Origin of the sequence: Synechococcus sp. ROS8604, from assembly GCF_014279655.1 — a bacterium.
Lineage (GTDB): Bacteria > Cyanobacteriota > Cyanobacteriia > PCC-6307 > Cyanobiaceae > Synechococcus_C.
Genome location: NZ_CP047946.1, coordinates 436122 through 462005, shown reverse-complemented (window position 1 = coordinate 462005; position 25884 = coordinate 436122). Strand labels below are relative to the sequence as shown.

Annotated in this window: 28 protein-coding genes, 2 tRNA genes and 1 pseudogene; 19 read left to right on the top strand and 12 right to left on the bottom strand. The window is 58.0% G+C overall.

What is annotated here, in order from left to right; genetic code table 11:
• Positions 1–77: 77 nt before the first annotated feature.
• From psbO to SynROS8604_RS02360, 3 genes are all read right to left on the bottom strand, one after another.
• The gene (gene psbO / locus SynROS8604_RS02370) at positions 78–899 is read right to left on the bottom strand and encodes a photosystem II manganese-stabilizing polypeptide (RefSeq protein ID WP_006853634.1); all 822 of its coding nucleotides are present in this window, start codon (positions 897–899) and stop codon (positions 78–80) included.
• Between the two features lie 186 nt (positions 900–1085).
• On the bottom strand, positions 1086–2396 hold the full coding sequence (gene coaBC, locus SynROS8604_RS02365; protein ID WP_186545010.1) for a bifunctional phosphopantothenoylcysteine decarboxylase/phosphopantothenate--cysteine ligase CoaBC: 1311 nt from the start codon (positions 2394–2396) through the stop codon (positions 1086–1088).
• Positions 2386–2616: a DUF2555 domain-containing protein gene (locus SynROS8604_RS02360; protein ID WP_186545009.1), complete on the bottom strand. Its 231-nt coding sequence runs from the start codon at positions 2614–2616 to the stop codon at positions 2386–2388. Before SynROS8604_RS02360 ends, coaBC begins: the two co-directional genes overlap by 11 nt.
• Before the next feature lie 45 nt (positions 2617–2661).
• Here SynROS8604_RS02360 and SynROS8604_RS02355 point away from each other — a divergent pair.
• From SynROS8604_RS02355 to SynROS8604_RS02330, 6 genes are all read left to right on the top strand, one after another.
• A tRNA-Ala gene (locus tag SynROS8604_RS02355) sits at positions 2662–2734 on the top strand.
• Between the two features lie 489 nt (positions 2735–3223).
• Positions 3224–3919: a putative 2OG-Fe(II) oxygenase gene (locus SynROS8604_RS02350; protein WP_186545008.1), complete on the top strand. Its 696-nt coding sequence runs from the start codon at positions 3224–3226 to the stop codon at positions 3917–3919.
• 149 nt (positions 3920–4068) lie between these two features.
• Positions 4069–4221: a hypothetical protein gene (locus SynROS8604_RS02345; protein WP_222930142.1), complete on the top strand. Its 153-nt coding sequence runs from the start codon at positions 4069–4071 to the stop codon at positions 4219–4221.
• 53 nt (positions 4222–4274) lie between these two features.
• Positions 4275–4475, top strand: coding sequence for a hypothetical protein (locus SynROS8604_RS02340; RefSeq protein WP_006853639.1), 201 nt, complete (start codon positions 4275–4277; stop codon positions 4473–4475).
• Positions 4476–4659: 184 nt separating this feature from the next.
• On the top strand, positions 4660–5001 hold the full coding sequence (locus SynROS8604_RS02335; protein WP_038013984.1) for a DUF565 domain-containing protein: 342 nt from the start codon (positions 4660–4662) through the stop codon (positions 4999–5001).
• 70 nt (positions 5002–5071) lie between these two features.
• Positions 5072–6586 (top strand): NAD(P)/FAD-dependent oxidoreductase, encoded by a 1515-nt coding sequence (locus SynROS8604_RS02330; protein ID WP_186545006.1) that lies wholly within the window; start codon positions 5072–5074, stop codon positions 6584–6586.
• Here SynROS8604_RS02330 and SynROS8604_RS02325 read toward each other — a convergent pair.
• Positions 6526–7575, bottom strand: a complete 1050-nt coding sequence (locus SynROS8604_RS02325; protein WP_186545005.1) for an aspartate carbamoyltransferase catalytic subunit — start codon at positions 7573–7575, stop codon at positions 6526–6528. The genes SynROS8604_RS02330 and SynROS8604_RS02325 overlap by 61 nt on opposite strands.
• Complete coding sequence (locus SynROS8604_RS02320) at positions 7572–8195, bottom strand: DNA-3-methyladenine glycosylase (RefSeq protein WP_370586577.1); 624 nt, start codon at positions 8193–8195, stop codon at positions 7572–7574. Before SynROS8604_RS02320 ends, SynROS8604_RS02325 begins: the two co-directional genes overlap by 4 nt.
• A gap of 105 nt (positions 8196–8300) precedes the next feature.
• On the opposite strand from SynROS8604_RS02320, the gene SynROS8604_RS02315 reads away from it, so the two are divergent.
• The 6 genes from SynROS8604_RS02315 to gatC all read left to right on the top strand — a co-directional run bounded on the left by SynROS8604_RS02315 (position 8301) and on the right by gatC (position 11357).
• Positions 8301–8561, top strand: a complete 261-nt coding sequence (locus SynROS8604_RS02315; RefSeq protein WP_186545004.1) for a Nif11-like leader peptide family natural product precursor — start codon at positions 8301–8303, stop codon at positions 8559–8561.
• A 37-nt stretch (positions 8562–8598) separates the two neighbouring features.
• On the top strand, positions 8599–9264 hold the full coding sequence (locus tag SynROS8604_RS02310; protein WP_186545761.1) for a VanW family protein: 666 nt from the start codon (positions 8599–8601) through the stop codon (positions 9262–9264).
• A 10-nt stretch (positions 9265–9274) separates the two neighbouring features.
• Complete coding sequence (locus SynROS8604_RS02305) at positions 9275–10006, top strand: queuosine precursor transporter (RefSeq protein WP_186545003.1); 732 nt, start codon at positions 9275–9277, stop codon at positions 10004–10006.
• Positions 10007–10093: 87 nt separating this feature from the next.
• Positions 10094–10237 carry a hypothetical protein gene (locus tag SynROS8604_RS02300; protein ID WP_006853653.1) on the top strand — a complete coding sequence of 48 codons (144 nt, stop codon included), beginning with the start codon at positions 10094–10096 and terminating at the stop codon, positions 10235–10237.
• A 41-nt stretch (positions 10238–10278) separates the two neighbouring features.
• Positions 10279–11067 (top strand): creatininase family protein, encoded by a 789-nt coding sequence (locus SynROS8604_RS02295; protein ID WP_186545002.1) that lies wholly within the window; start codon positions 10279–10281, stop codon positions 11065–11067.
• A complete protein-coding gene (gene gatC, locus SynROS8604_RS02290) occupies positions 11064–11357 on the top strand; it encodes an Asp-tRNA(Asn)/Glu-tRNA(Gln) amidotransferase subunit GatC (RefSeq protein ID WP_186545001.1) in 294 nt (97 codons plus the stop codon). The genes SynROS8604_RS02295 and gatC overlap by 4 nt, the downstream gene beginning before the upstream one ends.
• Positions 11358–11402: 45 nt before the next feature.
• Here the strand turns inward: gatC and crtR are convergent, their stop codons facing one another.
• Positions 11403–12422, bottom strand: coding sequence for a beta-carotene hydroxylase (gene crtR / locus SynROS8604_RS02285; RefSeq protein ID WP_186545000.1), 1020 nt, complete (start codon positions 12420–12422; stop codon positions 11403–11405).
• 55 nt (positions 12423–12477) lie between these two features.
• Positions 12478–12559: transfer RNA gene (locus SynROS8604_RS02280), tRNA-Leu, on the bottom strand.
• Positions 12560–12617: 58 nt separating this feature from the next.
• On the opposite strand from SynROS8604_RS02280, the gene SynROS8604_RS02275 reads away from it, so the two are divergent.
• Both SynROS8604_RS02275 and ileS read left to right on the top strand, forming a co-directional pair.
• Positions 12618–13409 carry a Ycf66 family protein gene (locus tag SynROS8604_RS02275; RefSeq protein WP_186544999.1) on the top strand — a complete coding sequence of 264 codons (792 nt, stop codon included), beginning with the start codon at positions 12618–12620 and terminating at the stop codon, positions 13407–13409.
• Positions 13410–13434: 25 nt separating this feature from the next.
• The gene (gene ileS / locus SynROS8604_RS02270; protein ID WP_186544998.1) at positions 13435–16341 is read left to right on the top strand and encodes an isoleucine--tRNA ligase; all 2907 of its coding nucleotides are present in this window, start codon (positions 13435–13437) and stop codon (positions 16339–16341) included.
• Positions 16342–16344: 3 nt separating this feature from the next.
• Here ileS and SynROS8604_RS02265 read toward each other — a convergent pair whose 3' ends face one another.
• A complete protein-coding gene (locus SynROS8604_RS02265) occupies positions 16345–16662 on the bottom strand; it encodes a hypothetical protein (RefSeq protein ID WP_186524506.1) in 318 nt (105 codons plus the stop codon).
• Complete coding sequence (locus tag SynROS8604_RS02260; RefSeq protein ID WP_186544997.1) at positions 16652–17263, bottom strand: DUF3177 family protein; 612 nt, start codon at positions 17261–17263, stop codon at positions 16652–16654. Before SynROS8604_RS02260 ends, SynROS8604_RS02265 begins: the two co-directional genes overlap by 11 nt.
• A gap of 70 nt (positions 17264–17333) precedes the next feature.
• On the opposite strand from SynROS8604_RS02260, the pseudogene SynROS8604_RS02255 reads away from it, so the two are divergent.
• The 4 genes and pseudogenes from SynROS8604_RS02255 (at position 17334) to SynROS8604_RS02240 (ending at position 21553) form a co-directional block, all read left to right on the top strand.
• Positions 17334–18594, top strand: a pseudogene (locus SynROS8604_RS02255) (FIST N-terminal domain-containing protein).
• A complete protein-coding gene (gene trmB / locus SynROS8604_RS02250) occupies positions 18594–19307 on the top strand; it encodes a tRNA (guanosine(46)-N7)-methyltransferase TrmB (protein ID WP_186544996.1) in 714 nt (237 codons plus the stop codon). Before SynROS8604_RS02255 ends, trmB begins: the two are co-directional and overlap by 1 nt.
• Positions 19300–20610, top strand: a complete 1311-nt coding sequence (locus tag SynROS8604_RS02245) for an IctB family putative bicarbonate transporter (RefSeq protein ID WP_186544995.1) — start codon at positions 19300–19302, stop codon at positions 20608–20610. Before trmB ends, SynROS8604_RS02245 begins: the two co-directional genes overlap by 8 nt.
• Positions 20611–20620: 10 nt before the next feature.
• Positions 20621–21553, top strand: coding sequence for a BadF/BadG/BcrA/BcrD ATPase family protein (locus SynROS8604_RS02240; RefSeq protein WP_186544994.1), 933 nt, complete (start codon positions 20621–20623; stop codon positions 21551–21553).
• 42 nt (positions 21554–21595) lie between these two features.
• On the opposite strand, the gene glmM is transcribed toward SynROS8604_RS02240, so the two are convergent.
• Both glmM and SynROS8604_RS02230 read right to left on the bottom strand, forming a co-directional pair.
• Positions 21596–22987: a phosphoglucosamine mutase gene (gene glmM / locus SynROS8604_RS02235; RefSeq protein WP_186544993.1), complete on the bottom strand. Its 1392-nt coding sequence runs from the start codon at positions 22985–22987 to the stop codon at positions 21596–21598.
• A gap of 43 nt (positions 22988–23030) precedes the next feature.
• Positions 23031–23234 (bottom strand): hypothetical protein, encoded by a 204-nt coding sequence (locus SynROS8604_RS02230; RefSeq protein WP_186544992.1) that lies wholly within the window; start codon positions 23232–23234, stop codon positions 23031–23033.
• 25 nt (positions 23235–23259) lie between these two features.
• Between SynROS8604_RS02230 and SynROS8604_RS02225 the strand changes: the two genes are divergently transcribed.
• Positions 23260–25320, top strand: a complete 2061-nt coding sequence (locus SynROS8604_RS02225; RefSeq protein ID WP_186544991.1) for a transglycosylase SLT domain-containing protein — start codon at positions 23260–23262, stop codon at positions 25318–25320.
• On the opposite strand, the gene SynROS8604_RS02220 is transcribed toward SynROS8604_RS02225, so the two are convergent.
• Positions 25294–25797, bottom strand: a complete 504-nt coding sequence (locus tag SynROS8604_RS02220; protein WP_255445154.1) for a hypothetical protein — start codon at positions 25795–25797, stop codon at positions 25294–25296. The genes SynROS8604_RS02225 and SynROS8604_RS02220 overlap by 27 nt on opposite strands.
• Positions 25798–25884: the final 87 nt, after the last annotated feature.

Here is a 25884-nt window from a genome sequence, read left to right as displayed (position 1 = left end):
TGACGAGATTCTCCCAGAAGACAGAAAAAAGGAGGGCCTCAGCCCTCCTTTTGCATCAATGCGTCTGAACAGAAGGATCAAGCCTCCTCAAGACGACCGAAGACCTCTCCGCTGATCTTCACGTCAACGATCTCCCTGCCACCCATATCGGAGTCAGAGGGTTGGATCGCTGTGAACACACCGCCGAACTCACCCGTGTCAGGGTCCACCTTGGTGATTGAGAAGCTCATGATGCCAGTGCCATCGATGTAGCGCTTGACGTTTTCGCTTTCAAGCTCTTCATAGTCACCACCCAATGCCATCAAGCCCTGGGGGTAGTCCACACCAGTGGTTAGCGCACGACCCTTGGGATCGATGAAATTACTGGTGCGGTAGCTAGGTGTGCGGTAGGTGCCGTTGAAGTCGGTACTGGTGGTGAGTGCAGAACCTTCAGCAGTGGCTTGAAGGTTTTTGCTTGAAAAGGTGAAGGGGAATTCCTCACCACCAGGAACCAAGACGGTGATCGGCTGGAAATCGATCCCTCCTTTTTCGCTGAAGCTCAGTCCGTCCTCACCAACGATGAGATCACCAAAGACTTCATCCAAGCTTGAGGTGTAGCGGGTGAGGATTTTGCCCTCAACGAATTGGGCTTCTTGACGCTTATTAGCTGGTTCGCCTTTCACGAAAACCTGGGAGGGATGCATGCAGATCCCACGCAGTTCATAGGCCGAGCCAGCCGTCAGGCTGATGGAGCCACGGGCGGAGTCAGGCAGGCTGGGGCAGTCGTTGGCCTTGCCCGTATTGCGGATGTCGTCATAGGTGACGTTGGATCGATCTATGGCCTCAGCACCACCACTGCAGGCGGTTACAACAAAGAGACAGAGGGCTAGCACCATGGCCAGCAGAGGACGGATGCGCATAGAAGAAGACTGATTAGCCGGACGAGGACGGTATCCACCGATTTTTCGATCTTACAAGGCGAAAACGTGCGTTCCGGCAAGCCTTTTGCAGCTCTCAACAAGCCTTCGCGTTGCGGGCCCCAAAGGGGGCGTCACGAAACCGATCAACGGCGCCATTAAACAGTGACAGAGGCGACTCTCAGAGAATTACCCGTTTGAGACATCGCCCAGCGAATCAAGGGCATCAAGGCCAGGCAGTTGCATGAAGATCTCATCCAGCAAGCGATTGGCGAGCTCGAGCTTGCATTGGGGCAAGCACTGCTCTTGGCTGCCATCGCGTCTGAGCAACCAGCCACCATTGAGGTGAGAGCCAAACCCTTGATGGGGCTGATCAATGGGGTTGGCAAACAACAGGTCGCATTGTTTGGCAAGACGTTTTTGACGTGCGCGTTCCAGAAGCGAATCAGCCTGCCCAGTGAGAGCCGCAAATCCCAGGAGCACTTGACCAGGGGGTCGGCGCTCAGCCAAACCGGCCAAAAGATCGGGGACAGGCTCCATCTCGGCCCCAAGAACACTGGCCAAGGCGGCCTTCGCCGGTTTGTGAGGCAGCGTTCCACCACGACGACGCAGATCGGCCACCGCCGCGGCCATCGCCACCGCATCAACACCCGGCTGCAGATCAATCAGTGCCGACTCCATCGCTTGCGCCGACTCCACAGGGTGGCAAGACAAGCCTTCAAGCCAGGCGTCTGACACCTGAAGGGGGCCGTGAATCAAGTCAACCCTGGCGCCCCGCCACCGGGCAGCTTGAGCGAGCATCACGCCCATGCGCCCGCTGCTGCGGTTGCTCATGATCCGGGCAGGATCGAGCGCTTCCACCGTTGGGCCAGCGGTAACGAGCAAGGAACGACCGCTCCAATCACGCCTCAACTGGCGTTCCTGGCTCCCTTGCTGAAGCGCATGGAGAACCGCCAATTGAATCAAAGCGGGATCAGCCATTCGCCCCTCTCCGATTCGATCACAAGCCAACAAACCAGGCTCCGGTCCGAGACAGAGCACCCGTTCATCCCGTTGCAAAAGCTCCCAATTGCGCCGGACTGCAGGGTTGCCCCACATCCCTGTATTCATGGCTGAGGCTGCCACCACAGGCCGTTCGCAGGCCAACAGCAAGGAGGCCAGCAATCCATCACCAAGTCCCTGAGTCCAGCGGGCCAAACTTGTGGCGCTTAAGGGAGCCACCACCACAAGATCCGCCCATTCCGCGAGCTCCACATGCAACGGCCGCGGTTGCGATGGCGCCCACTGGTCCTGATCTTGCAAACAGGGGTGTCGACTCAGGCTTGCGAGTGCCACAGGGCTGACAAGGCGTGAGGCGCTTGGGGTAATAACGCAACGCACCTCGGCACCCGCCTTCACCAAGGCACTCACAAGAAGAGGCGTCTTCACCGCGGCGATGCTTCCCGATGCGGCGACGAGGAGGCGACGCCCCTCCAGAGGCCGTGGGGCCTCAATCTTCATCGAATGGTTCCTGATCAACTAAGTGAACGTATGGGCCGGTGAGCTCCGGTCGGTGGATCGCCAAGGCACGCAACAGATGCCAATCACTCAAGCCATCAAAAGGAGTGGGGTAATCGTCGTCTTCCAGGCGCTGCGCGAGCAAAGCCACCTTGTCGTCATCAAACGCGTCCAGAGATTCCGGCGTGATCGGCATGCTGGTTCCCTGAAGCGAAGGCCCCATTCTGCCTCGGGCAAGCGTTAGAGCTGACGCTAAGTTTCGAGCGACGGGGTCTTAGCTCAGTTGGTAGAGCGCTGCGATCGCACCGCAGAGGTCAGGGGTTCGAATCCCCTAGTCTCCATCGTCGAGAAAAGGCTTCGTTTTCAGCTTTAAGCAAAAAGAATGAGCTTTTTCAGGTCAACTTTGTGCGCCATAAAACCATCACGGGGAATAGTTTCAAAACGAAGATTTTTCACCTCCCCAGCTTTCACTTGCAAAGACTGGTCACGTCACTTTAAAGACAACCCTTGATGGCCATCAACAACAACAATCAAACAAGAGAATTATACAAGCCCTTTAACATCCCCTTGGCGAAAGCAAAGCTTGAAAGCAAAGAGAAGCTCGAGCACAGGAGGGCTTGACTCAAACGCTGGAAACGAATAATTGCCGATGCATTGGCGAGACGACAACGCCCCAGCCGCTGTAGCGAAAGAAACAACCCAAAACCCACGTTCCTTTTAGACAGAAGGATCTTTGCATTTCAAGGGTGCAGTACTCAGAACAATGTTGAGCTCAAGGGTGATCCATCCAAGATCAAAAAGCTTCAAAGGATTCATCAATCAATCAGAACATGGACGTCATTGACCTCTTTCCACGCTCCATCGTGCAAGGAGAGCTTGAACTCAAAATACGCAATCAACTGCTCCTCCATTGTGAGGAGGTCCTCCACAATCCAGAAGCGAATCCCGACGCTTCGACGCGGCTCGCTGGTCAACTCAACCAACAACGAGAACTGAATCCAACACAACCCACTGTAAGGGAACTTTGTGAATCGGTCCTGCTCGAAGGCTGCGAGCGCTGGATCCGTCACGTGATTGACAAGCAGCCACCTCAGGGACGTGGCCCATGGGTGCCAGGTCGCTACCAACTAAGGCTGATTGACATCTGGCTGAATTGCCAAATGGAGGGCGATTACAACCCCATGCACACCCATGGAGGAAGTTTTTCGGGAGTTGTCTTTTTAAAAGTCCCCCCACAGATCAATGGAAGCAGTTTTGACGGGCAACTGTGTTTTCACGGTCCGGAGGACTATCACCTTCAATCATTCCGCACAGGAATGACAAGGTATGTGCTTCCCAAACCGGGCGATTTTTATATTTTTCCAGCCTGGCAACCTCATTCCGTCATGCCCTTCCGGGGGAGCGGAGAACGCTGGTCTCTCGCTTTTAACGTCGTTGCTCAGCCCGTTTCCTCGCATCCACAGCCCCCTGACCAGAATCCCAACATTTCTCTTTCGAGTCAGCGACCAAGAGCGAGAGGCTTCTGACAGACAGCCTCTCAGAAAATTGCCTTACAATTGAATCCAGTTTCAGGGTCAGCCATGCCAAGGACAGCCATGGCCTGGGGCCTTGACATGCATCCATTCATCGTGAGGGCTGTCGGCGTACAGGACGTCCAGCCCTCGGCGCTGGAGTCTTGCTGATGGTCCCGACAAGCACTCAATTCACAAGACATTTGCCCCTGTTTGCAGGCCTTTTTGTTCTTGTTTTAGCCTCGATATTAGCCAGACCCAGTGCCTTGATCACCTATGGCCTGATCGCCCTGGCTGGTGGGCTGAGCCGTCGCTGACGCCAGTCGGAACGACCATGCGGTAAAAGGGATGTGAGCTGAGCCTATAAACGATGTCGCAATCCAAACGAGAACAGGTGGTTAGCCACCTGCGCTATATCCGCCAAGAGCTGCGCGAAATGCATCAAGGCGTGATGGAGGACGGACTCCTCCCTGAAGCAGGTGAGGTAAGAGGGGTCATGGCCCAGATGGAGGCCTTGCTTGAGCTACTGGAGGGCAAATCATCTCGCAAAGCGAAAGCAGATTCCGACTGAATGCGGTCCTGCTGGGTGGCCAACTTGAAGCAAATCTTGATTCAACAGGAAATGCTCAAAAACCAGCAATTGATACAGGAAACTAATAAGTATCGAGTATTTTCGTTCGTGGCAGGTTGTCGGCCGGGTGATGGGGATCAATTGGTGGCACACCTGTGATGATGAGGCTTGAGGGGTTCCATTCATGACCGCTCGACTGCAAAAGACTCGACTTCAAATCAGTTTCGGAGAAGCCACTTCAAGGCTTGATCGGTGGGCTGAAAATCCATGGCGGCGAGCATCGTTGATGCTGATCGCTCTTGGTGCCAGCTTTGCCTTAGGTAACAGCATTGGAGCCATTGCTGGTGCTTTGGCCTTGATGGATCCAGTGGCCGCTCTCATCACTGTGGCGATCTGGGAGCTGATGGTCCGAACCAGACGGCATTGGGCGCGAGATCAACAAAAACATCTGGGACGTGATCTGTTGGATATGGCACGCATTGGCTTGCTGTACGGCCTTTTATTGGAAGGATTCAAGTTGCTTTAAAGAACGTACAAATCCAGACAATTTTGATAGGCATTCATAGCCTGACTACAGTTCTGCTGTTGAGTGGACCATGACTGCTGAGCATTTCTTCCTCGAGCTCGAACCACCAGAAGAACGTCTTCGCAACGCCCCTCATGTGGTGATCGTGGGAGGAGGCTTTGCTGGAGTTCGCGCTTGCAAAGCACTTGCCCAGGCAGAGGTGCGCATCACCTTGATCGACAAGCGCAATTTCAACCTGTTCCAGCCGCTTCTCTATCAAGTGGCAACGGGGCTCGTCGCTCCCGGAGATGTGGCAACACCCCTACGACAGCTCGTTGGCAAGCAGCGCAATGTTCAGGTCCTGCTCGGGGAAGTGAAGGGATTAGATGCCAAGAAGCGACAAATCAATTTCAGCGAAAAGGTCATCAGCTACGACCATTTAGTGCTGGCATCGGGCTCAGGCAGCACCTATTTCGGCCATGAAGAATGGCGCACCTTTGCGCCACCGATGAAAATTCTTGAGCATGCCCAGGAGATTCGTCGTCGCTTGCTAATGGCCATGGAGCAGGCAGAGCAAACACCTGATCCAGCGGCGCGCAAATTTCTTCAAACCGTGGTGATTGTGGGAGGGGGCCCTACGGGGTGCGAAATGGCAGGTGCCACCTCCGAATTAATGCGCAATGCCATGCGCCGTGAGTTCAAACAGCTCGATCCTGATGATTCAAGAATCATTGTGATCGACCCGGGCGATCGCTTGCTGAGGGCGATGCCTGAGTCGCTATCGGCCTCTGCCCAAAAGACACTGGAATCTCTTGGGGTAGAAACCCTCTTCAAAGGGCGGGTTCAGAGCATGCAGCCGGGAGAGGTCACCGTTGGCACTCCAGATGGGGAGCAAACGATCCAAGCGGCAACCGTGATTTGGACGGCCGGGGTGCGCCCGTCTCACCTTGGCAAGACCCTTGCCGCCTCGATCGATTGTGCATTGGATCGTGGCGGTCGGGTCATCGTTGAACCCGACTTCAGCGTGAAAGACCATCCAGAGATTCGGGTCGTGGGCGATCTCTGCAGCTACAAACACACCTCCACGGGCAATCCGCTACCGGGCATGGCCGGCCCAGCAACGCAAGCTGGGGGCTTCGTCGGCAAGGACATCGCCGCGATCATCGGTGAACGCCAGCGCCCGAACTTCAAATGGTTTGATTTCGGAAGCATGGCTGTGCTGGATCGTGTTGCCGCCGTTGCTGATCTCCACGGCTTCAAATTCAGCGGGAGCCCAGGTTGGGCGGTTTGGGCCGCCGCACACCTGGCCTTCATGCCCGATCGGGAAAATCGCTGGTCCTTGCTGATCAAGTGGATGTTCGCTGTGCTGTCGCAGCAACGTTCATCGATGCTGCTCACAGGCATGCCATGTCAGCACATCGGTCTCGACTCTGCAGACGCACCGTTCCCAATGAACAGCGGCAGTGGCCCCTCGATTGCCGCTCCAGATGCGGCACTGAAAGCAGCCATGGATTACTACTCCAAGTCCGTGTCTGGTGTGCGTGTTCAGGATGGCGAAGCAGCCCGCGATGAATCCGCCACAGGATCAGACGCCGCCATCAAATAAAGCAGCGCCATCCGGATCGGGATTCCATTGCGAACTTGATCCTCCACCAAGCAAATCGAGCGGTCGTCCAAAAGGGCACCGCTCATTTCAACCCCACGATTCACAGGGCCTGGATGCAGTACAGGGCCTGAAAAAGAGCAGCGTCGCAACCGCTCATGGGTGAGCCCATAGTCACGGTGATAGCGATCCAGATCCGTGAGCAGATGATCGGTCATGCGTTCTTGTTGTAGACGCAACGTCATCACAGCGTCCGCACCCGACAAGCATTCATCCAGCTTGCGGCTGATCTGCAGCCTTCCACGCTGAGGGAGAGGATCAGCTGCTTGGCCAGGCGGCGGAGCTTCCAAGAAGTCTGCGAAGGCATCGGGCACAAGACTGGGCGGCCCGCACAGCACCACATCCGCGCCGCAGGCACTGAGAGCCCAGAGGTTGGAGCGCGCGACGCGCGAATGCAACACATCGCCAACAATCCCGATGCGCTTGCCCTGCAAGGCCTCGGGTTGAGGGCGATGGGAATCAAAATGGTGAGCGAGTGTATAGAGATCGAGCAAGCCCTGGCTGGGGTGGCTGTGCTGACCATCCCCACCATTCAGCACAACGGTGCGCTCTCCTGCTTGATCAAGCTCATGGGCCAACTGCGCGGGGACATCGGTGCAGCGATGGCGAACCACCAACACATCTGCCCCCATCGCGACATAGGTGCGCGCTGTATCGAGCAAAGATTCGCCCTTGCTCAAAGAGCTGCTGGACGGGGAAAAACTCTGCACATCAGCAGATAAGCGCTTCGCGGCAAGCTCAAAGCTGCTGCGCGTGCGCGTGCTGGGCTCAAAAAACAAGGTGGCAACCAGTCGCCCTTGCAACGCCGGGAGTTTGCGAGCGCCCGTCACCGGCATCGAGCGAAAACGATGGGCAAGCTCGAGCACGGTGGCGTAGTCGTCTCGCGAGAACGCCGCCAAATCGAGCACATGCCGGTGCGACCAACCACTCATCGCTTGCACTCCAGGGTTGGAATGAAGGCCTGACTGATAGCAGGCATCCGATCACCTTTGGCACGCCGGCTCACGCTGCGGGAGGCCCGCAAGTACCAACGCCAGGGCAAATCCTGGGCCTGAGTGATTCCGATCCGCGTGGTGGTCACAAGCTCAAGGCTGTTGAGAACGGAGGGCCTGGAGGCCAACCACAGTTCATTCTCGCCACAGGCGGAGCTGTTGTCATGAAGGCGGCTGATTTGAAAGTGCCGAGACAGCAAACCAGGCCCTGCCGCTATCCGCTCAGGCTCGCCAGGCATGGCAACAGCGCGAAGCAATACCCCATTGGCCCATTCAGCGCGACCCGTCACCACATTCACGCAGTGGTGGATGCCATAGCTCACATACACATAAAACCGCCCAGGCTCTCCAAACAGCGTTTCGTTTTGCGGTGAGCGGCGGCGGTAGCCGTGACAGGCAGGTTCATCCTGGGAATACGCCTCCGTCTCCACAATCACGCCCCACAACAACTCCCCAGAAAGTTGGCGTTTCACTAATAAACAGCCAATCAACTCAGGTCCAACAACTTCTGCAGGACGGCAGAAGAAGGATTTGGGTAGAGCTGGGAAATCCTTGGCGATGCGCAGGGTGGCTATAGGCGTGGCTGGAGGGACAACCTTTCTTCACCTAAGTCTGACAATGCTGCTTGAATAAGAGACAATTGAATTATCTACATTCTTTCCCTGATGTCAGAAGAGCAACTCAAAGCGTTCCTCGAAAAGGTCAAAGGCGACAGCAGTCTTCAGAAGAAGCACAAAGCAGCTGCAGATGACAATGCTGTTATTGCCATTGCCAAAGAGGCGGGATTTATGATTTCTGCTGATGACATCAACAAAGCTCAATCCGTGATTACCGAGCTTTCAGACGAGGCGGTAGGAAATGTGACTGGTGCTGGCAGTTTATTCGACCCGCATGGGCGAAGAACTGGGACAACCACGCTAGGATAACTTAAAGTTAAGTCACTGATTTTCAGGGTCTTGTTCACTGTTTAATCACGTACTAAAAGCATCGTGCTGGCAGACAATCTCAACGCCGATTCCAACGCGTGGGGATGAGATCACCTGCACCAACCGCCTTCACAATCTCCACCTAGCCATCAAGGCAATTAACAATCGCTTTTTGAAATCAGGGGAGGCCTTCAGCCTTTCTCAGCACCTAGGCGAACCATCAGAAGCAAACGGCTATCGGTCAGGACCAGTGTTTAAGCAAGGGCAGGTTCTCTCCGATGCCGGAGGGGGCCTTTGCCTGATCGCAACCAACCTCTATCAGCTGTTTCTGCACAGTGGCTGCACAATCCTTGAGCGTCACAATCACAGCATCGATGCCTACGGAGAAGAGCGCTTTTATGCGCTCGGTGAAGATGCGGCGATCGCTTACACAACCAAAGACCTCGTCATCCGTAATCCTTTTGCACAACCCTTACTACTGAAACTGACTCTCAGGAATCACTCCATTCATAGTGAATTAATTGGAGTTGGGTCTAAACCCATCCAAACCATTGTTCAATCCGTTGTGCTGGAACGTCAGCCTTCATCAGGAAGCCAAAAACATCCAGGCTGGAGTGTCAGCACAAGCCGTTTGACTAAAAAACAAACAGATCGAAACTGGCGGCAGGATTATTTGTCTTTCAGCGATTACAACCCCTGTTAACAACGAATCCATGTCGGCATCACCCACAACCACCACAAGCCAAATCCAAGCCAGGCGAGACCTGGTGTTTCTGGTGCTGGCCGGGCTCTTTCTCGGCACCCTGGGGATGCTCAACATCCTTGGCCTAACGAGGTTTCTGGCTCTGGGGCAGATCGGGTCCTTCCCGATCGTGGTGGCCGTTGGCGCCCTCCCCTATCCCGTGACCTTTCTGTGCACCGATCTCATTAGTGAATTGTGGGGCGAGGAAAGGGCCACTCAGGTGGTGTGGGTGGGCCTCTTGCTCAATGGATGGGTGGTTTTGATCCTGTGGATTGGAGGCCTGATGCCAGGCCTGAATGGCGCTCCAGAATCCACATTTTTCGAGATTCAACGCCTGGCCTTTGGCTCCATCGGCGCGTCGATGGCGGCTTACCTCACGGCCCAATTTGTGGATGTTCGTTTGTTCCACTTTTGGAAACAACGCACCAATGGCAAAGCCCTCTGGCTCCGCAACAACGGCTCCACCTTGGTGAGCCAATTGGTGGACACCAGTGCCGTGGTGTTGATCAGCCACTACGCCGCGCATGTGTTGCCCATCCGCGCCGGAGAGGCCGTTCTTCCTCAGCTGGGAGCTTTCATCGCCAGCGGCTATTTGTTCAAAGCCCTTGCCGCTTTTGCTGACACCCTTCCCTTCATCTGGCTCACCGCCTGGTTGCGCGATTGGTTGGATATTCAGGGAGATGGCAAGGAGATCATGCCCTGAAATCAGCGCTACTTGGGTGACGATCAGCTCACCAAGGCGACTCAGCGGGCAAGACGTTGGCATGATTAGGGAAGTGACCTACCAACCATGGACGCCGCCCTCTCCGGCTTCAATCTCGGGACCGTGTTGGTCTTTGGCAGCGGATTGTTCGTGATTGCCACCTTTTACTTCGGTACTAGAGGCGGCTACTACAACACCGACAAGTACGACGGCAACGGCACAGCGCACTAAGTCGCGAGCTGAGCGATCATCAAGCCACTGATCGAGATGGCATGAACGCCACCCTGCCTGGCCCAGCAGCTAACACCGAAGCCATTCGTTTGGCTCTCCAGAGTTGGCCTGATGTGGAGGCCTATTTGAAAGGCTGCAAAGGAATTATCATCCCCTTGGGTTCCACAGAGCAACATGGACCCACTGGAGCGATTGGGACTGACGCTCTCACAGCAGAAGCTGTAGCGCTGGAGCTAGGTCGTCGCAGCGGAGTGCTGGTCACCCCGGCTCAGGCCTATGGCATGGCCGAACACCATCTCGGCTTCGCGGGCACGATGAGTCTTCAGCCCGCCACCCTAATGGCGGTCATGCATGACCTTGTGCTGTCCTTAGCCACCCATGGGTTCGAGCGAATCTTTGTGGTGAATGGCCACGGAGGAAACATGGCCACCACCAAAGCAGCCTTTGCCCAAGCCTATGGAACGGCCGCCAGCAGAGGGCTACCGGTCGCACCCAAATTGCGCTGCAGACTCTCCAACTGGTTCATGGCAGGGCCTGTGATGCGCCAGGCCCGAGAGCTCTATGGCAATCGCGAAGGTCAACATGCCACTCCCAGTGAAATCGCCGTGACCCTCCATCTTCACGACAGCCTTATGGCCAAGCAAAGGCCCCTACCTGAACCAGCACCATGCGGAGCCATTCACGGCCCAGCAGATTTTCGGCGCCGCTATCCCGATGGCCGCATGGGCTCTGACCCCTTTCTCGCCAAACCAGAACATGGAGCAGAGTTGCTGACCACGGCGGTTTCGGCACTGCGCGAAGATCTTGAAACCTTTCTCTCCGCTGCATGAGCAAGATCACCGCTGACGACGTTCGCAAGGTGGCCAAACTTGCCCGCCTTGACCTACCTGAAGACACCATCGCCACCTATACGGGGCAGCTTGAGCGCATTCTCGATTACGTGGATCAGCTGCAAGCGGTGGACACGGAGGGGGTTTTACCGACTACACGTGCTGTGGAAGTGGTCAATGCAACGCGTGAAGACACCGTTGTGGACACAGATGTGCGCCAAGAGCTGCTCGACCAGGCCCCCCAGCGCGAAGGAGACTTCTTCCGGGTGCCCAAGATCCTCGCCGACTAAAAAGCACAACCCGCAACCGCACAGGCGGCACGCACGCGTTACGAGCTAGAAACGCATACGTGCCGGAGTGACGGCTGTGCGTCGCAACAGCGAAAGCCAGGCTTTCTTCAAGCGCCTGCTGGGCAAAAGCTTGGCGACCGGCCGCATCTTGCTTCCCCGCGGCTTGTGACTGCGCACGCCGATCAAAATGTCGTAGAAGAAATTGACGACATCAGACCGAGTTTCAAAGATTCCTAACCTTTGCGGAGAGTTTTTTGCATCAAGAAGGGGCTTTGTTGCCTCATAAGCAGGCTTGTATTCAAACCAGGGAATAGAAGGCCAAAGATGATGCACTAAATGATAATTTTGGCCCATAATCAGCCAATTCATCGTACGTCCCGGGTACACACGAGCGTTCTGCCAACGATTACGCGACAGGAAGGGACGATGGGGCAAATAGTCGAAAAACAAACCGAGCGTGACTCCCACCATCAGCGCGGGAGCAAACCAACAATTAAAAATAAAAGTTATAAAATCAAATCGAATCGCTGCAGCGATGATCGTAAAGAAGATGGCGCGCTCAAAGCCCCACTGCATCAACTCCCAACGCTTCCAGAGCTTTCGTTGAAAGAAGAAAAACTCGTGATAGAAAAATCTGGGAGCAATTAACCAGAGAGGGCCAAATGTACTCACAATGTGATCAGGATCATGCTTGGGATCATTCACATGTGAGTGATGTTGTAGATGCACCCGTGTAAACACAGGAAAACTGAATCCCAACAGCAAGGCTGAGCCGTGCCCCATCAATTGGTTCACCCAAGGAACTGGATGAGCCGCGTTATGACAGGCATCGTGCACGACGGTGCCCTCCAAATGGAGCGCTAAAAATCCGCCAATCAGCAGCAGGGGCAACGGCCAACCACCCACAAACCAACCCCAAGTCGTCAAAGCTGCCAAGCCGTACCCGCCCAAGAACAGGCCAACGGTGGGGTTCCATGCAGACGGTGGATCGACAAACTCCTTAGGCACTGACCGAAGTCGGGGCGTCGATCCCGAGCTCTCCGGTTGTGCGAGTGCCTGAGTCATCAAAAAATTCCTGTGTTGCCTGCTGCTACAAGCAACACCAATCTAGGAAAAGGAATGCCCACCGCGAGACTTGAACTCGCACAACCGAAGTCACTGGTACCTAAAACCAGCGCGTCTACCAATTCCGCCAGATGGGCAGAAGCGAATCCTAAACATCGACCCAGAATGATGACAACGTCGTCCCCACATCCATCGATGCTGGCCACTCTTACTGGAGATCTCTGTTTGCTGGCGGGGCTCGCCGTTCTGCTGCTGCCACTGCTCGCCACGGAACTCAGTCGTCCCCGCGATGGCGCCTGGGGAGCCATCGTTCTTCTGCTTGGCCTGGTCCTCGTGACCAGCAGTGATCGACTACGAGGCGCTCCCATGCTGGGAGTGGCCTGCGCTGGCTTGCTGATCAGCCGCCTCGGAGCAGAAGTCGCTCAGGCCCGCTGGCAACAACTCAGTGATGAGGAACGACAAAGACTTGGCTCCCGGGAACGCTGGACCACCAGCCTGCAACAACTCACCACCGTCTTGGCCAGCCTTGTGAGCGCAACGGCAGACACGCTCAAAAGCCTGAAACCAGCCGCAAAAACTGGAACCAACAAACGCTGGGTCCGCCCTGATGAGTCATCCACAGGGGCAGACCTCGACGCCCCTGCCGGTGGCGAAATCAAGGAAACAACTGGAACGGGTGAAAAAAAAGAAGCCAACAACAACGACGACAGCAGTGGCGATGGCGACAGCAACGACGCCGTCAAACCGGAAGCACAAGTCACAACGCCAAAACGCCCGAAGCGCTGGGTCCGCCCAGACAGCCCAGAACCATCCCTGGAAGCTCAGGAGGCACCTCCACCGTCCAACAGCGATGAAGCCCCAGATGAAGCCCTGAACGGAACCAGCGCTGAGGCGAGCACGGATCGCAGCGAAGACGGCAGTAAGGACACTGCCTCTAACAGCGCTTCCAACTCAGCTTCCAACACAGCACGCACCGACGAAGACTGATAATTCTCTTTGCTACAGCGCCAACGTGACCCAGCAGACAGGCCAGGACGCTGATAAGCGCCCGTCATACAAAGACACCCTCAACCTGCTGGAGACGGGCTTTGGCATGCGTGCCAATGCCATCCACCGCGAACCGGAACTCCAAGCCTTCTGGAAAGACAAAGGCATCGACCTGGCGTTGGGACGCAACAATCCCGGTCCGGTGTTCACCCTGCATGACGGCCCGCCCTATGCCAACGGCGCCCTGCACATGGGCCACGCCTTAAACAAGGTGCTCAAGGACATCATCAACAAGCACCGTCTGATGCAGGGCCGGAAGGTGCGTTTTGTCCCTGGCTGGGACTGTCATGGTCTCCCAATCGAGCTCAAAGTGCTCCAGGCCATGAGCCAGGAGCAGCGTCAAGCGCTCACCCCGATCAAGTTGCGCAAAAAAGCTGCGGCTTACGCCCATAAGCAAGTTGCCGGCCAAATGGCCGGCTTTAAGCGCTGGGGCATCTGGGCCGACTGGGAACACCCATATCTCACGCTGCATAAGGACTACGAAGCCGCTCAGATCGACGTCTTTGGGACGATGGCGCTGAAGGGCCATATCTATCGAGGGCTCAAACCCGTGCACTGGAGCCCCAGCTCACGCACAGCCCTGGCGGAAGCCGAACTCGAATATCCCGACGGACACACCAGTCCCAGCGTCTACGTAGGCTTTCCTGTGGTGGATCTCCCCGAAGGCCTACGCAGCAAGCTCAATGAGCAGGGATTGGACGTCCCCGCGGAGAGCAACGCCCTAAGTGAGGGCTTACAGGTGGCGATCTGGACCACCACCCCCTGGACCCTGCCCGCCAACCTTGCGGTGTCGGTCAACGATCGCCTCGACTACTGCCTGGCGGATGACGGCAACGGACGGCTCCTAATCGTGGCCGCGGAACTCTGCGATTCTCTCGCCACCAAGCTTGAACGCCCGCTTCAAGCCAAAGCCACCGTGAAGGGGGCCGATCTCGCTGGCATCACCTACAGCCACCCCCTGCTCGAGCGCCGCAGCGCCATCGTTGTTGGTGGGGAATACATCACCACGGAATCGGGGACGGGTTTGGTGCACACGGCCCCAGGCCATGGCGTCGATGACTTCAACACCGGGCGGAAGCATGGCCTACCCGTGCTCTGCCCAGTGGATGAGGCCGGAACCCTCACCGCTGAGGCCGGCCCCTTCGAAGGCTTGAACGTGCTCAAGGATGCCAATGCCGTGATCATCACGGCGCTCGAGGACTCCGGTTCCCTGCTTCTTCAAGAGAACTACAGCCATCGCTATCCCTACGACTGGCGCACGAAAAAGCCCACGATCTTCAGAGCAACGGAACAGTGGTTTGCCTCTGTGGAAGGCTTCCGCACTGAGGCGCTAACCGCCATCGATGGCGTGCAATGGCTGCCGGCATCTGGCCGGAACAGGATTGAATCGATGGTGTCCGAACGGGGCGATTGGTGCATTTCCCGTCAACGGACCTGGGGTGTTCCCATTCCGGTGTTTTACCAGCGTGAAACTGGCGATGTTCTGCTCAATGCCGACTCCATCGCCCATGTCAAAGCGCTGATCGCAGAACACGGAGCCGACATTTGGTGGGAAAAAGACGAGGTTGATCTGCTCCCTTCCAGCCACAGCGCAGAAGCGCATCTCTGGCGTAAGGGCACAGACACCATGGATGTGTGGTTCGATTCCGGCTCCAGCTGGGCCTCCGTATCGAGCCAACGCGACGGTCTCAGCTACCCCGCAGATCTGTACTTAGAGGGATCAGATCAGCATCGCGGCTGGTTCCAGTCCTCGTTGTTGACGTCGGTGGCCGTGAACGGCACGGCCCCCTACCGGACCGTGCTCACCCATGGCTTTGCCTTGGATGAGAAAGGCCGAAAGATGAGCAAATCCCTCGGCAATGTTGTGGACCCGATGGTGATCATCGAGGGTGGCAAAAATCAAAAGCAAGAACCCGCCTACGGCGCCGATGTGCTCCGCCTATGGGTGAGTTCTGTGGATTATTCAGCCGACGTGCCGATCGGTGCTGGCATCTTGCGGCAGCTGTCAGACGTCTACCGCAAAGTGCGCAACACCTCGCGCTACCTGCTCGGCAATCTGCACGACTTCGTCCCAAGCCGCGATGCGATCGCCATCAGCGATTTGCCGTTGCTCGATCGCTGGATGTTGCAGCGCACCGCAACCGTGCTCGACCAGATCAGCGAAGCGTTTGAAGCCTATGAATTTTTCCGCTTCTTCCAGCTTCTGCAGAACTTCTGCGTCGCCGATCTTTCGAACTTCTATCTCGACATTGCTAAAGACCGGCTGTACGTCAGCGCCCCCAACGACAAGCGTCGCCGCAGCTGCCAAACCGTCATGGCTTTGATCATCGAACGTCTGGCCGCGGCCATCGCTCCCGTGCTCTGCCACATGGCGGAAGACATCTGGCAGAACATCCCCTATCCCACCGGGACTGAGTCGGTGTTTCTAAGTGGCTGGCCCTCCGTTCCAGAGGAGTGGCGCGATGACAGCCTTCAAGCGCCGATGCGGGAGCTCCGCGAGCTGCGTGCCGCGGTGAACAAGGTGTTGGAGGAATGCCGAAGCAAACGCAAGCTGGGAGCCTCGCTGGAAGCGGCCGTCCGCCTCGAAGCGCGCACCCCCGCACTGCAAGACGCCCTCCACTGGCTCCAAAGCAAGGGGGATCAAGAGGTGGATGGCCTTCGCGATTGGCTCATCGTCTCCCAGTTGCAGATTGGAGGCGAGCCCTGGGCAGAATTGCTGGCCAGTGATGACAACGAGCTCGCCGTGATCGAAGTAGCTCTGTCTCGCGGGGAGAAGTGTGAGCGCTGCTGGCACTACGAAAGTGACATTGGTCAGCACAGCGATCACCCCAGCTTGTGCGGTCGCTGCGTGTCCGTGCTGGAACGGCGCTAGGAATCAGATCCAGCGGTCTGGTTCGCTTAATTGCGCAGGAGGTAGGGGCCCAATTAGCAGCTCCTCCTGCTGAGGGTTCAGTGGACCGCGCAGCAATTCAGCGGTTTGGATCACCGCCCCCTCAGGAAGCACGGTTCGATCCGGATCGAAATCTGTGGGATGGGTGGTGCAGCTGCTGAAACCTCGAAAAATCAACACTTCCAGCGCTTCTTCCGCACCTTCAGCACACTGCACCGTTCCTCGCAGTCGCAACACTCGATCGGGGCGATCGCGACTGATCGCTTCAAGGGCTGGCAGCAACGACAACGAATCAGAACTCACCAGCCACCCGTCCCTGGCGCGGCAGGCGCACGAGCAGCCACTGGAGGAGCCCCACCACATACGCCACTAACGCCACATAGCCAATGAATGCGGCAACAGCCTCACTCCACTGACCACCGAAGACGAAATCGAACACACGCTCCGCGACACGATGCAGTCCCTGGGGACCTTCCAGCCAGGCCAAGCACTCAGCACCTGTCAGTTGATCCACACAGCGCAATGCTGTTGCTGACATTCCCGCCGCAAGCAAGGCGAATCCAGTGAGTGCCCAGCGCCAGATACGAACGGTCAGAGGAAGGGCACTCCCTGGTGCACTGTCGGCCAATTCTTCATTGAGATCCACCCAGAACCACACCGAAACCGCCATCAGCACCGGTGCAATGAAGGCCATCACATATCCGATCGGACGCCGATCGGTGAGCAGCAACACACTGATGGGCAACAGGCTTGCCACTTTCCAGTAGAGACCCAGCAAGCGCACCATGGCTGGCTCACGCCGAACCCCTGCCCAGATCAACAGAACAAGCGGAACACCGAGGGCAAAGGTTGCGCCTAAGCGATAGGTAAGCCAAACCAAACTGCGGTAAGGGAGATCAGGCACCAGGCAGGTTCGAGTTGGAGCCATTATCGACGCCATCGACCTAGCCCTCAAGATTGGTAGGGTCCAACACATGGTTCCGTTCAACCCCCTCGATTGGTTCCGAGGCTCCGGAGCCCAGGCCAAGTGCCGCACGGCACTCAGTGGCTGTGCCTCATTGGAAGAGGCAACGAAAGATGTCACCAATCAACTCGGCTCGGAGAAAGGCGATTTAGCCCTGGTGTTTGTGTCCAGCCAATTCGCTAGCGATCTGCCACGGTTGCTTCCGCTGCTCAGCCAGCGACTGCAGGCAGAACACTGGATTGGCTTCGTTGGAGGTGGCGTGGTTGGAACGGATAGTGCCGGGAGATCGCAAGAGCTGGAACAGACCACGGCCCTCAGCATCACCCTCTTAAATCTCCCCGGAGCTCAGCTGAAGCCGTTTCAACTCGACACCGGCTCTCTCCCAGATCTTGATGGGCCGGTTCAAAACTGGCAGGACTGGGTCAGCGTTGACCCGGCAGACAGCCGATCTCTGCTGCTGTTCATCGATCCCAGCTGTGGAGCGATCAATGACCTGATCAGTGGCCTGGATTACGCCTATCCCAACGCAGCAATCATCGGGGGGATTGCCGCCCCCCCACAACGCCAGTCATGGATCCCTGCTCTTCGATGGTCAGATCATCAACGGTGCAGCTGGAGTGAGCATCGGCGGCGACTGGGTTCTCGATCCGGTCGTTGCCCAGGGCTGCCGGCCAATTGGTCCCGTGTTTGCGATTGAGCAAGCCCAACGCAACGTCCTATTGGAACTCAGCGATGGCGATCGTCGCGACACGCCAGTGGCCTGCTTGCAACGGGTCCTGGCCGATCTCAATGCGGAAGACAGAGAGCTGGTGCAGCACTCCCTTTTCCTTGGTGTGGAACGTCGCAATTTGATGCAGGAGTGCCCCAGCGATTTCTTGGTTCGCAATCTCATTGGCGTCGACCCACGCAATGGCGCCGTCGCCGTGGCTGAGCGGGTCCGTCCAGGCCAACACGTGCAGTTTCAGCTCAGAGAAGCCCAGTCATCAAGGCTGGAGGCACGCCAGCTACTAGAGGCCAGCCAAGAACGCTGCCCCTCGCCGCCGCCACTCTGTGGCCTGCTGTTTGCCTGCCTCGGCCGAGGCAGTGGGCTATTCGGAGAAGCCAACGGTGATGTCTCCATCGCTCGCGACGTTCTGCCCGATCTGCCAATCGCCGGCGCGTTCTGCAATGGCGAAATCGGCCCCTTAAGCAACACCACCTACCTGCATGGCTACACCGCTTGCTGGGGCTTGCTCCGCCACGCACCTCTTGTGGCGTCAGCTGAGGACTGATGCGCCAGCACGTCAATCCCCTCAGCCGCTTTTTTCAGTTGCCGCTGGAACTCCCGGCGCCGCAGGAACTGTTCGAGCATCCCAACCTGCCCATCCATCTCGATATTGGTTGCGCTCGAGGCTTTTTTCTGTTGGAGCTGGCGGCGTTGCAACCCGAGCGTAACCATCTCGGCGTTGAGATCCGCCGGCCCCTGGTGCAAACCGCCCAACGCGATCGCGACCGGCAGCAGCAGCACAACCTTCATTTTTTATTTTGCAATGCCAATATCAGCCTCGAGGCTTGGATGGCAGCGTTGCTACCAGACCAGTTACACCTGGTCAGCATTCAGTTTCCCGATCCCTGGTTCAAACAACGCCATCGCAAGCGCCGCGTGCTGCAACCTGCCCTGTTGCTCGCCATCGCCTCAGCCCTCCATCCCGGCCGACAGCTTTTTTTGCAAAGTGATGTGTTGGCCGTCATCGAACCGATGGTGAGCCTGGTGGAGCTCTCAAACTGCTTTGAACGCCCGAAAGACGATCAACGGCCATGGCGAACCAGCAACCCATTGCCCGTGGCGACGGAACGGGAGCGCTACGTCCAGGAGCAAGGACAACCCACCTATCGCGTGCTGTTTGAGCGCACGGATGCCGCGCTTCCAGCATTAAGGGATCTGGAGCTGGCTTGGCAACAGGTTGATAATTCCAAAGACACCGCACCCACTCCCCATGGCTGAGGCTCCGGCCCCACCACCCCTGTTGCTGCGCTGGCAAGGCTTGCTTCCCGCGACTGATCAGCAGCGCAGGCGCCTGAGCTGGTGGGCAAGCATCCTGCTCATGGTTCTCCTCGCAGGACTTCCCTTCCTCACCCGAACAGGGCTCGGGATTGTGGTTCTGGCCTGCGGAGCGCTGTGGATCCTCTGGTCCAGCGTGAGCCAGCCGCAACGCATCGGTGCCATCAGCGCTTGGGTGCTCGTGTTTCTTGGCATCGCCGTGCTGGCCACGGGGTTCTCCCCCGTTCCAGCCGCAGCAGCGAAAGGCCTGATCAAGCTGCTCAGCTACCTCGGCGTCTATGCCCTGATGCGACAGCTGCTGGCCGAGCGCCCCGAGTGGTGGGACCGCCTCGTGGCCGCGCTACTGGCCGGCGAAGTCCTCACCAGTGTGATGGCCTTGCGCCAGCTTTACGGACCCACCGAGGAGCTGGCGCGCTGGGCCGATCCCAACTCCATCACGGCAGGCACGATCAGGATCTACGGCCCCCTTGGCAACCCCAATCTGCTGGCGGGATATCTGGTACCGATCCTGCCGTTGGCACTCGTTGCCTTGATCCGCTGGCAGGGCTGGGGGGCACGCTGCTATGCAGCTGTTGCACTGGGCTTGGGAGCCACAGCCACCCTGTTCAGCTACAGCCGCGGGGGCTGGCTGGGCATGCTCGCGGCCCTTGGGGTGTTGGTCCTGCTGCTCGTGCTGCGTGCCATCCGCAGCTGGCCAAAACTGTGGCGACGTCTCGTCCCGATCGCCCTGCTGGTGGTGGCTGGTGTAGCCCTGGCGATCGCAGTCACGCAGGTGGATCCCATCCGCACGCGGGTTGCCAGCCTGCTATCTGGTCGAGGTGATAGCTCCAACAACTTCCGCATCAACGTGTGGTTGGCCGCAGTGGAGATGATTCAAGACCGCCCCTGGCTGGGCATCGGGCCCGGCAACGCTGCCTTTAATGCCATTTACCCCCTGTATCAACAGCCCAAGTTCAATGCCCTGAGCGCCTATTCCGTTCCCCTGGAGCTGCTTGTGGAAACTGGCATTCCAGGCCTAATCGCCGCGCTCGGGTTGGCTGGAGCCAGTTTTCGCAACGGTCTCAGAGCTCTGCGCTCATCGGCTGCTCTGGCATTGCCCTGGCTGGGGTGCCTGGCCGCCATCGCCGGGCTGGTCATCCAAGGCGCCACGGACACCATTTTCTTCAGGCCAGAAGTGCAAATCATCGGTTGGTTTTGCCTGGCAACTCTGAGTCAGGCCCACAAGACCACCCAGACCTACCCATGAGCGTCAACCCATGAGTGATGCCCTGATCTTGGCTGGTTTCGATGCTGGCCAAACCCATTGCCGCTGCAAGCTGAGCCGTTGGCACAACGGAACCTGGCAACCGCTAGGCGAGGGCAAGGGCACTGGCGTCAGCCACCTCCAAGCCGCCGGGGGCGAAACACGGTTCATGGAGGCCATTCGCAGCAGCCTGCAAGCCGCCAATCCCAGCGGCCTAGAGATCGCCGCTGCGGCCGTTGGGGCCAGCGGAGTGGAGCAGGGCACCGCACTCCAGAACCGCGCCAGAGATCTGTTAGCAGTCAGTCTCGAGCTGCCAAAAGCGCACTGCATCGCCACTGGCGATGAGCGCACAGCCCTGCGCGGAGCGTTCCCCAACGATGCCGGCATTGTGCTGATCAGTGGCACGGGGATGGTCGTGGTTGGACGCAACGACAGCGGGCTTGAACAGCGTTGTGGCGGATGGGGATGGCAACTGGATGGAGCAGGGGCTGCCTTTGATCTCGGCCATCAGGGGCTCCAGCTCAGTCTGCGCATGGCCGATGGCCGACTCCCAGACAGCCCCCTACGCAACCAGTTGTGGGAAGTCCTTGGTTGCCGCACAGCAGAAGAGATCAAGGCCTTTGTTGTGCAACCCGATTTCCAACCAGCTCAGCTCGCCCAATTGGCACCCCTCGTCTCCGCCGCCGCTGAGGCAGGCAATCTTGAAGCCGCGGCCATTCTCAACCGCTCCGGCAATGCCCTTGCTGAAGCCGTTCAAGCCGTGGCGTTATCCCTGGGGCTCCCCCAACCCAGGCTCTGCGCTCGAGGTGGCGCACTCCTAAATCTGGCGCCCCTTCAACAGGCTGTGGACGCATCCCTACGCCGTCGCCAGGTTGATGCGCGCTGGGAGGATCGAAATGGTGACGCCTGCGATGGAGCGCTCACCCTGGCTCTGGAAAGCTGCTGATCAAAAAGCACTGATCAAAAAACACTGATCAAGACGTCCTGATCAAGCAGAATTGAGATGCTGATCTGCTGCGGCAGCTAAGCGGGAGGTCCAGTGATCGACCACCGCTTGATCGGCAGCCTCAACCATCACGCGCAGCAGGGGTTCTGTCCCACTCGCCCGCACCAAGACGCGACCGTCTTCTGCCATCGAAGCCTCCGCCTCTTGAACCAAGGAATAGAGAGGAGCACAGTCCGCCCAACCCTTTCGGCGCTCACGATTCTCGACGCGCACATTCACCAGCTTCTGGGGATAGGCCTGAAAGCTCTGATCCACCCACTCGGCCAAGGAGAGCTGTTGGGCATGGCAAAGGCTTGCCAGCTGAAGAGCGGTCAAAACACCATCACCGGCCAACCCATTCACGGAAGAGAGGATGTGACCTGATTGCTCGCCGCCAAGGGCTGCCCCCGTGCGGACCATCTCGGCATGCACATGCTGGTCTCCCACCGGTGTCCGGTCCAACAGGCCACCACGCGCTTGCCAAGCCCGCTCAAAACCCAAATTTGACATCACCGTGGCCACCAAGCGCTGATCCGGAAGTTGTTCCTGCGCCTGCAAGACCGACCCCCAGAGGTAGAGGACGTGGTCACCATCCACCACACGTCCTTGGCCATCAATCGCCAACATGCGATCGGCATCGCCATCAAAACCAAAGCCCATGGCGGCCCCCTTCTCGATCACCGCTCGGCTCAGAGGCTCCAGGTGGGTGGAACCGCAATTCACATTGATCTTGGTGCCATCCGGATCACCGTGCAACACCGTGAGATCGGCGCCGAGGGCAGAAAACACCTCTGCACCACAGGCTGTTGCCGATCCCCAGCAGAGATCCAGCACGATCGGGACACCATCGAGTCGATGCGACCCAACGCTGGACAACAAGCTGGCGCGGTAGTCGTCGAGAAGTTCAGGGCGATGACGGGCCACTCCTGATGCCGCTAACGCGATCCCAGAACCGTCTCCACCACAAAGGCCTGCTTCGATCGCCTGCTGACGCTCAGGGGACAACTTGCTGCCAGTGGCGCCAAACACCTTGATCCCGTTGTCTTCCGGAGGGTTGTGGCTCGCCGAAACCATCAAGCCACCGGCAGCTGAGTAACGGCGAATCAAACCGGGCACAGCCGGCGTGGGGCACAGTCCCAAGGTCCACACCTCTCGGCCAGATGCCGTGAGGCCAGCGCTGAGTGCGGCGACCAACATGCTGCCGCTGCTGCGCGAATCCATGCCAATCAACACAGGTCCCTCTGCCTGAAGCACCCGTCCACACCAGTACCCCACCTGAAGGGCCAAAGCCGGGGTGAGCATGGTGTCGACCCGACCACGCAAGCCGTCCGTCCCAAAGCTGATCTGCGTTGGCTTCGGGAGATGCCCCAAAGGATGGATGGCAGCTTCAGCCATGACAACTCAATTCTGAATGCAATCTTAAGCGGGGCCGCTGGTTCTAAAGCCAACGACGCGGGGCCAGCAACAGGGCTGCCACCTCCAACAACGCCCACGCCATCAGTCCTGCCACAAGCCAGCCAGGCACGAACTGGAGGGGCCAAAGCCAACGCAATCCCCACAGCAGCAAAGCCAAACCACAGGCGATCGCACAGCGACGGCGTTGCTCGCTCCCTGGGCGCCACGGCCCTTGCCCCTTTGCCATCTCAATGCGGTGCGCTGGGAACAGAATGCCATCAGTTTCCGGCCGAGTCTTGACCGTTCAACACTCCCGTGGCCTTCTGCTTCTGGCTGGAACTCCACTCCTCACCATTGCGATCGTCCTCGGCGGACAGACCGTCTTGCGCCGCCTGCACACTCCACTCACACCATCGCTTTCGAGCGCTGAGCTCTGGACCCGTTATCGCTGGTCGCTGAATCCCAGCGAGCGGAGGGAAGCCGCTCTCTTGCTCGCAGCACGCAGCCCCGATTCAGCGGAGAGATCCCAGCGCTTGCTGGCCAATCAAGGCTGGGGCAACGATCCCCTGGCGGCCGTCACACTGAAACAGCAGGCGTTAATTGCAGCCAAATTCAGGCGCACTGCAGAGACACAGCAACGCTGGCAGGACTTGCTCCAACGCTTCCCTGACAGTGCGGCCAGTGCCGATGCCCGCTATCACCTCGGGCAAACCAACCCAGCACTCCACACAGAGCTTTTTCAACAACACCCCGGCCATCCGGCCGCCTTGGCAGCAGCAGCAGAAACCAACAAGGATTCCCCCAAGCAAACGATCGCCGCCTTGCATCTAGCCCGCTGGGGTGCCCGCTGGCCAGGAGCTGCCAGTCAGATCAGGGAAGCCTGCAACAGGATCAGCGGCGCTGGCTTGAAGCAAACCGATCGACTCACGCTTGCGCAAGGGCTCGCGTCCCTTGGAGATAACCGTGCTGCGGAAGCCTGCCTCCAGGGCACACCCACCACTCCAGCCAGCGCCTTGGCCATTGGTCGAGTCCTGCTCCGAGGGAACGCTGAACAGCAAGCGCGTGGAAAGCAGCAATTGCTCGAGCTCGCCATCAACCACCCAGACGATCCGGAAGCCCTCGAGGCCGCAGCGTTGCTCAGCGAACCGCTGAGACCCGACCCGGCGCTATTGGATGCCCTGCCGAAAGCCTTGCAAGAACGCTCTGCTGATGTTGCAGCAGCCCGGGTGCGCCTTGGTGACTTAGCGAATGCCATGGCCGTTCTGAGGCGCTGGCCCACCAGCCCAGCCGCCTGGCAACTGCAGTGGGACCTGGCTCGCGAGGCCCTGTTGAAAGACCAATGGAAGCGTGCAGAAGCACTCCTGAACGCCATTCCGAGCGCAGATCTTCCTGAACCTTTGGCCGCAAGGCAGCAGTTCTGGCTGGGGCTCAGCTTGTCGAAGCAAGACCAAACAGCGCAAGCCAAACAAATCTGGGAGCGATTGGTCAAAACCCATCCGAGGAGTTATTACACCTGGCGCGCCGAGGTGAGATTGGGACGGGGAGACCTGCCAGATCTTGATCAAGCCTCCAGCGCTCGCTCGGCAGATCTCAGCGATGCGTTTCAAGCGCACTGGGAGCCATTGAAAAGTGGCGATCCATTCGTGGCTCGTCTCTGGCGCCTCGGCCAAACCCAGGAAGCCTGGGAAACCTGGCGGAATCAACAACCCCCATCCGATCAGCCATCCAATCCAAGCCAAAAACTTGTGGAAGGTCGCCTTCGGGTGGCCGTGGGGGACGCATGGACAGGCCTGAGTCGCCTTTGGCGCGCCAGTTTGAGACTGGTCAATCAAACCTGCGAGGAGCGTCAGCTCCTGCACCGCAGCCAGCATCCCCGTCTGCTCTCGGAGGTGTTTGACACCGCCTCCCAACAGGAGGCGGTGCGATCTGAACTGCTCATGGCGATCGCCAAGCAGGAATCCCGCTTCTCCCCAAGCGTGAGCTCACCCGTCGGAGCGATTGGATTGCTGCAGCTGATGCCAGCCACGGCGGAAGAACTGGCTGGCGATTCCCTTAGCCAGGAGCAGCTACGCGAGCCAACACGCAATGCCAAGCTCGGAGCGCGTTACCTCCGTCAATTGCTGGGGCAATGGCAGGGCAACATTGTGTTGGCCGTTGCCAGCTACAACGCTGGGCCGGGCGCCGCCAGTCGGTGGGTGACCCCCGATCTGAAGCAAGATCCAGAGTTATGGGTGGAGCGCATCCCCTACCCAGAAACACGTCTTTACACCAAAAAAGTCCTAGGAAATCTCTGGGCCTATCTCGGATCAGGTAGCGACCACTGCGACAGCTGAAGCCAGCGGGTTCGGCAAATCCTGACCCAACCAAATGCCCACCAGCACCACCGCCGCCAACCAAAAAGCCATGACTTGAGGCGGAGGCACCACCTTGATCCGGGTGAGGTCCAACCGGGCCAGCAAGGTGGCAGACGCCAAGATCAGCACATCGGAAAGCAGGCTCAGACTGAGCAAATAAAGGCCCACCATGATCACAAGCAGGAGGGTCGCGATCAGGCTGAGCACGCGGCTGGAGGCCATGAGCATCGACAGCTGACGTAGGAGAAGATCCGGCATCGTGCAGATCAGCACAATCACGAGCGATTGCAACACCTCCACCGTCCAGAACAAGCTGGGCGGCACGTTCTGCAGAGCAATCAAATGCTCACTCTCAATCGACCAGTGATGACCAAGAAAAATGGCCACACCAAACAGCACAAGCAGCAGGGGAGCCCGCAGTGGCAGTGAGAGAAAACGAAAAAGAGACATCAGCATGTAGCCGACGGTCGACTGATGAAATCAGCTGGAAATGAAATCAGCGAGAAAGCTGATCATAACAACGGTATTGGCTTTCAAACGCTA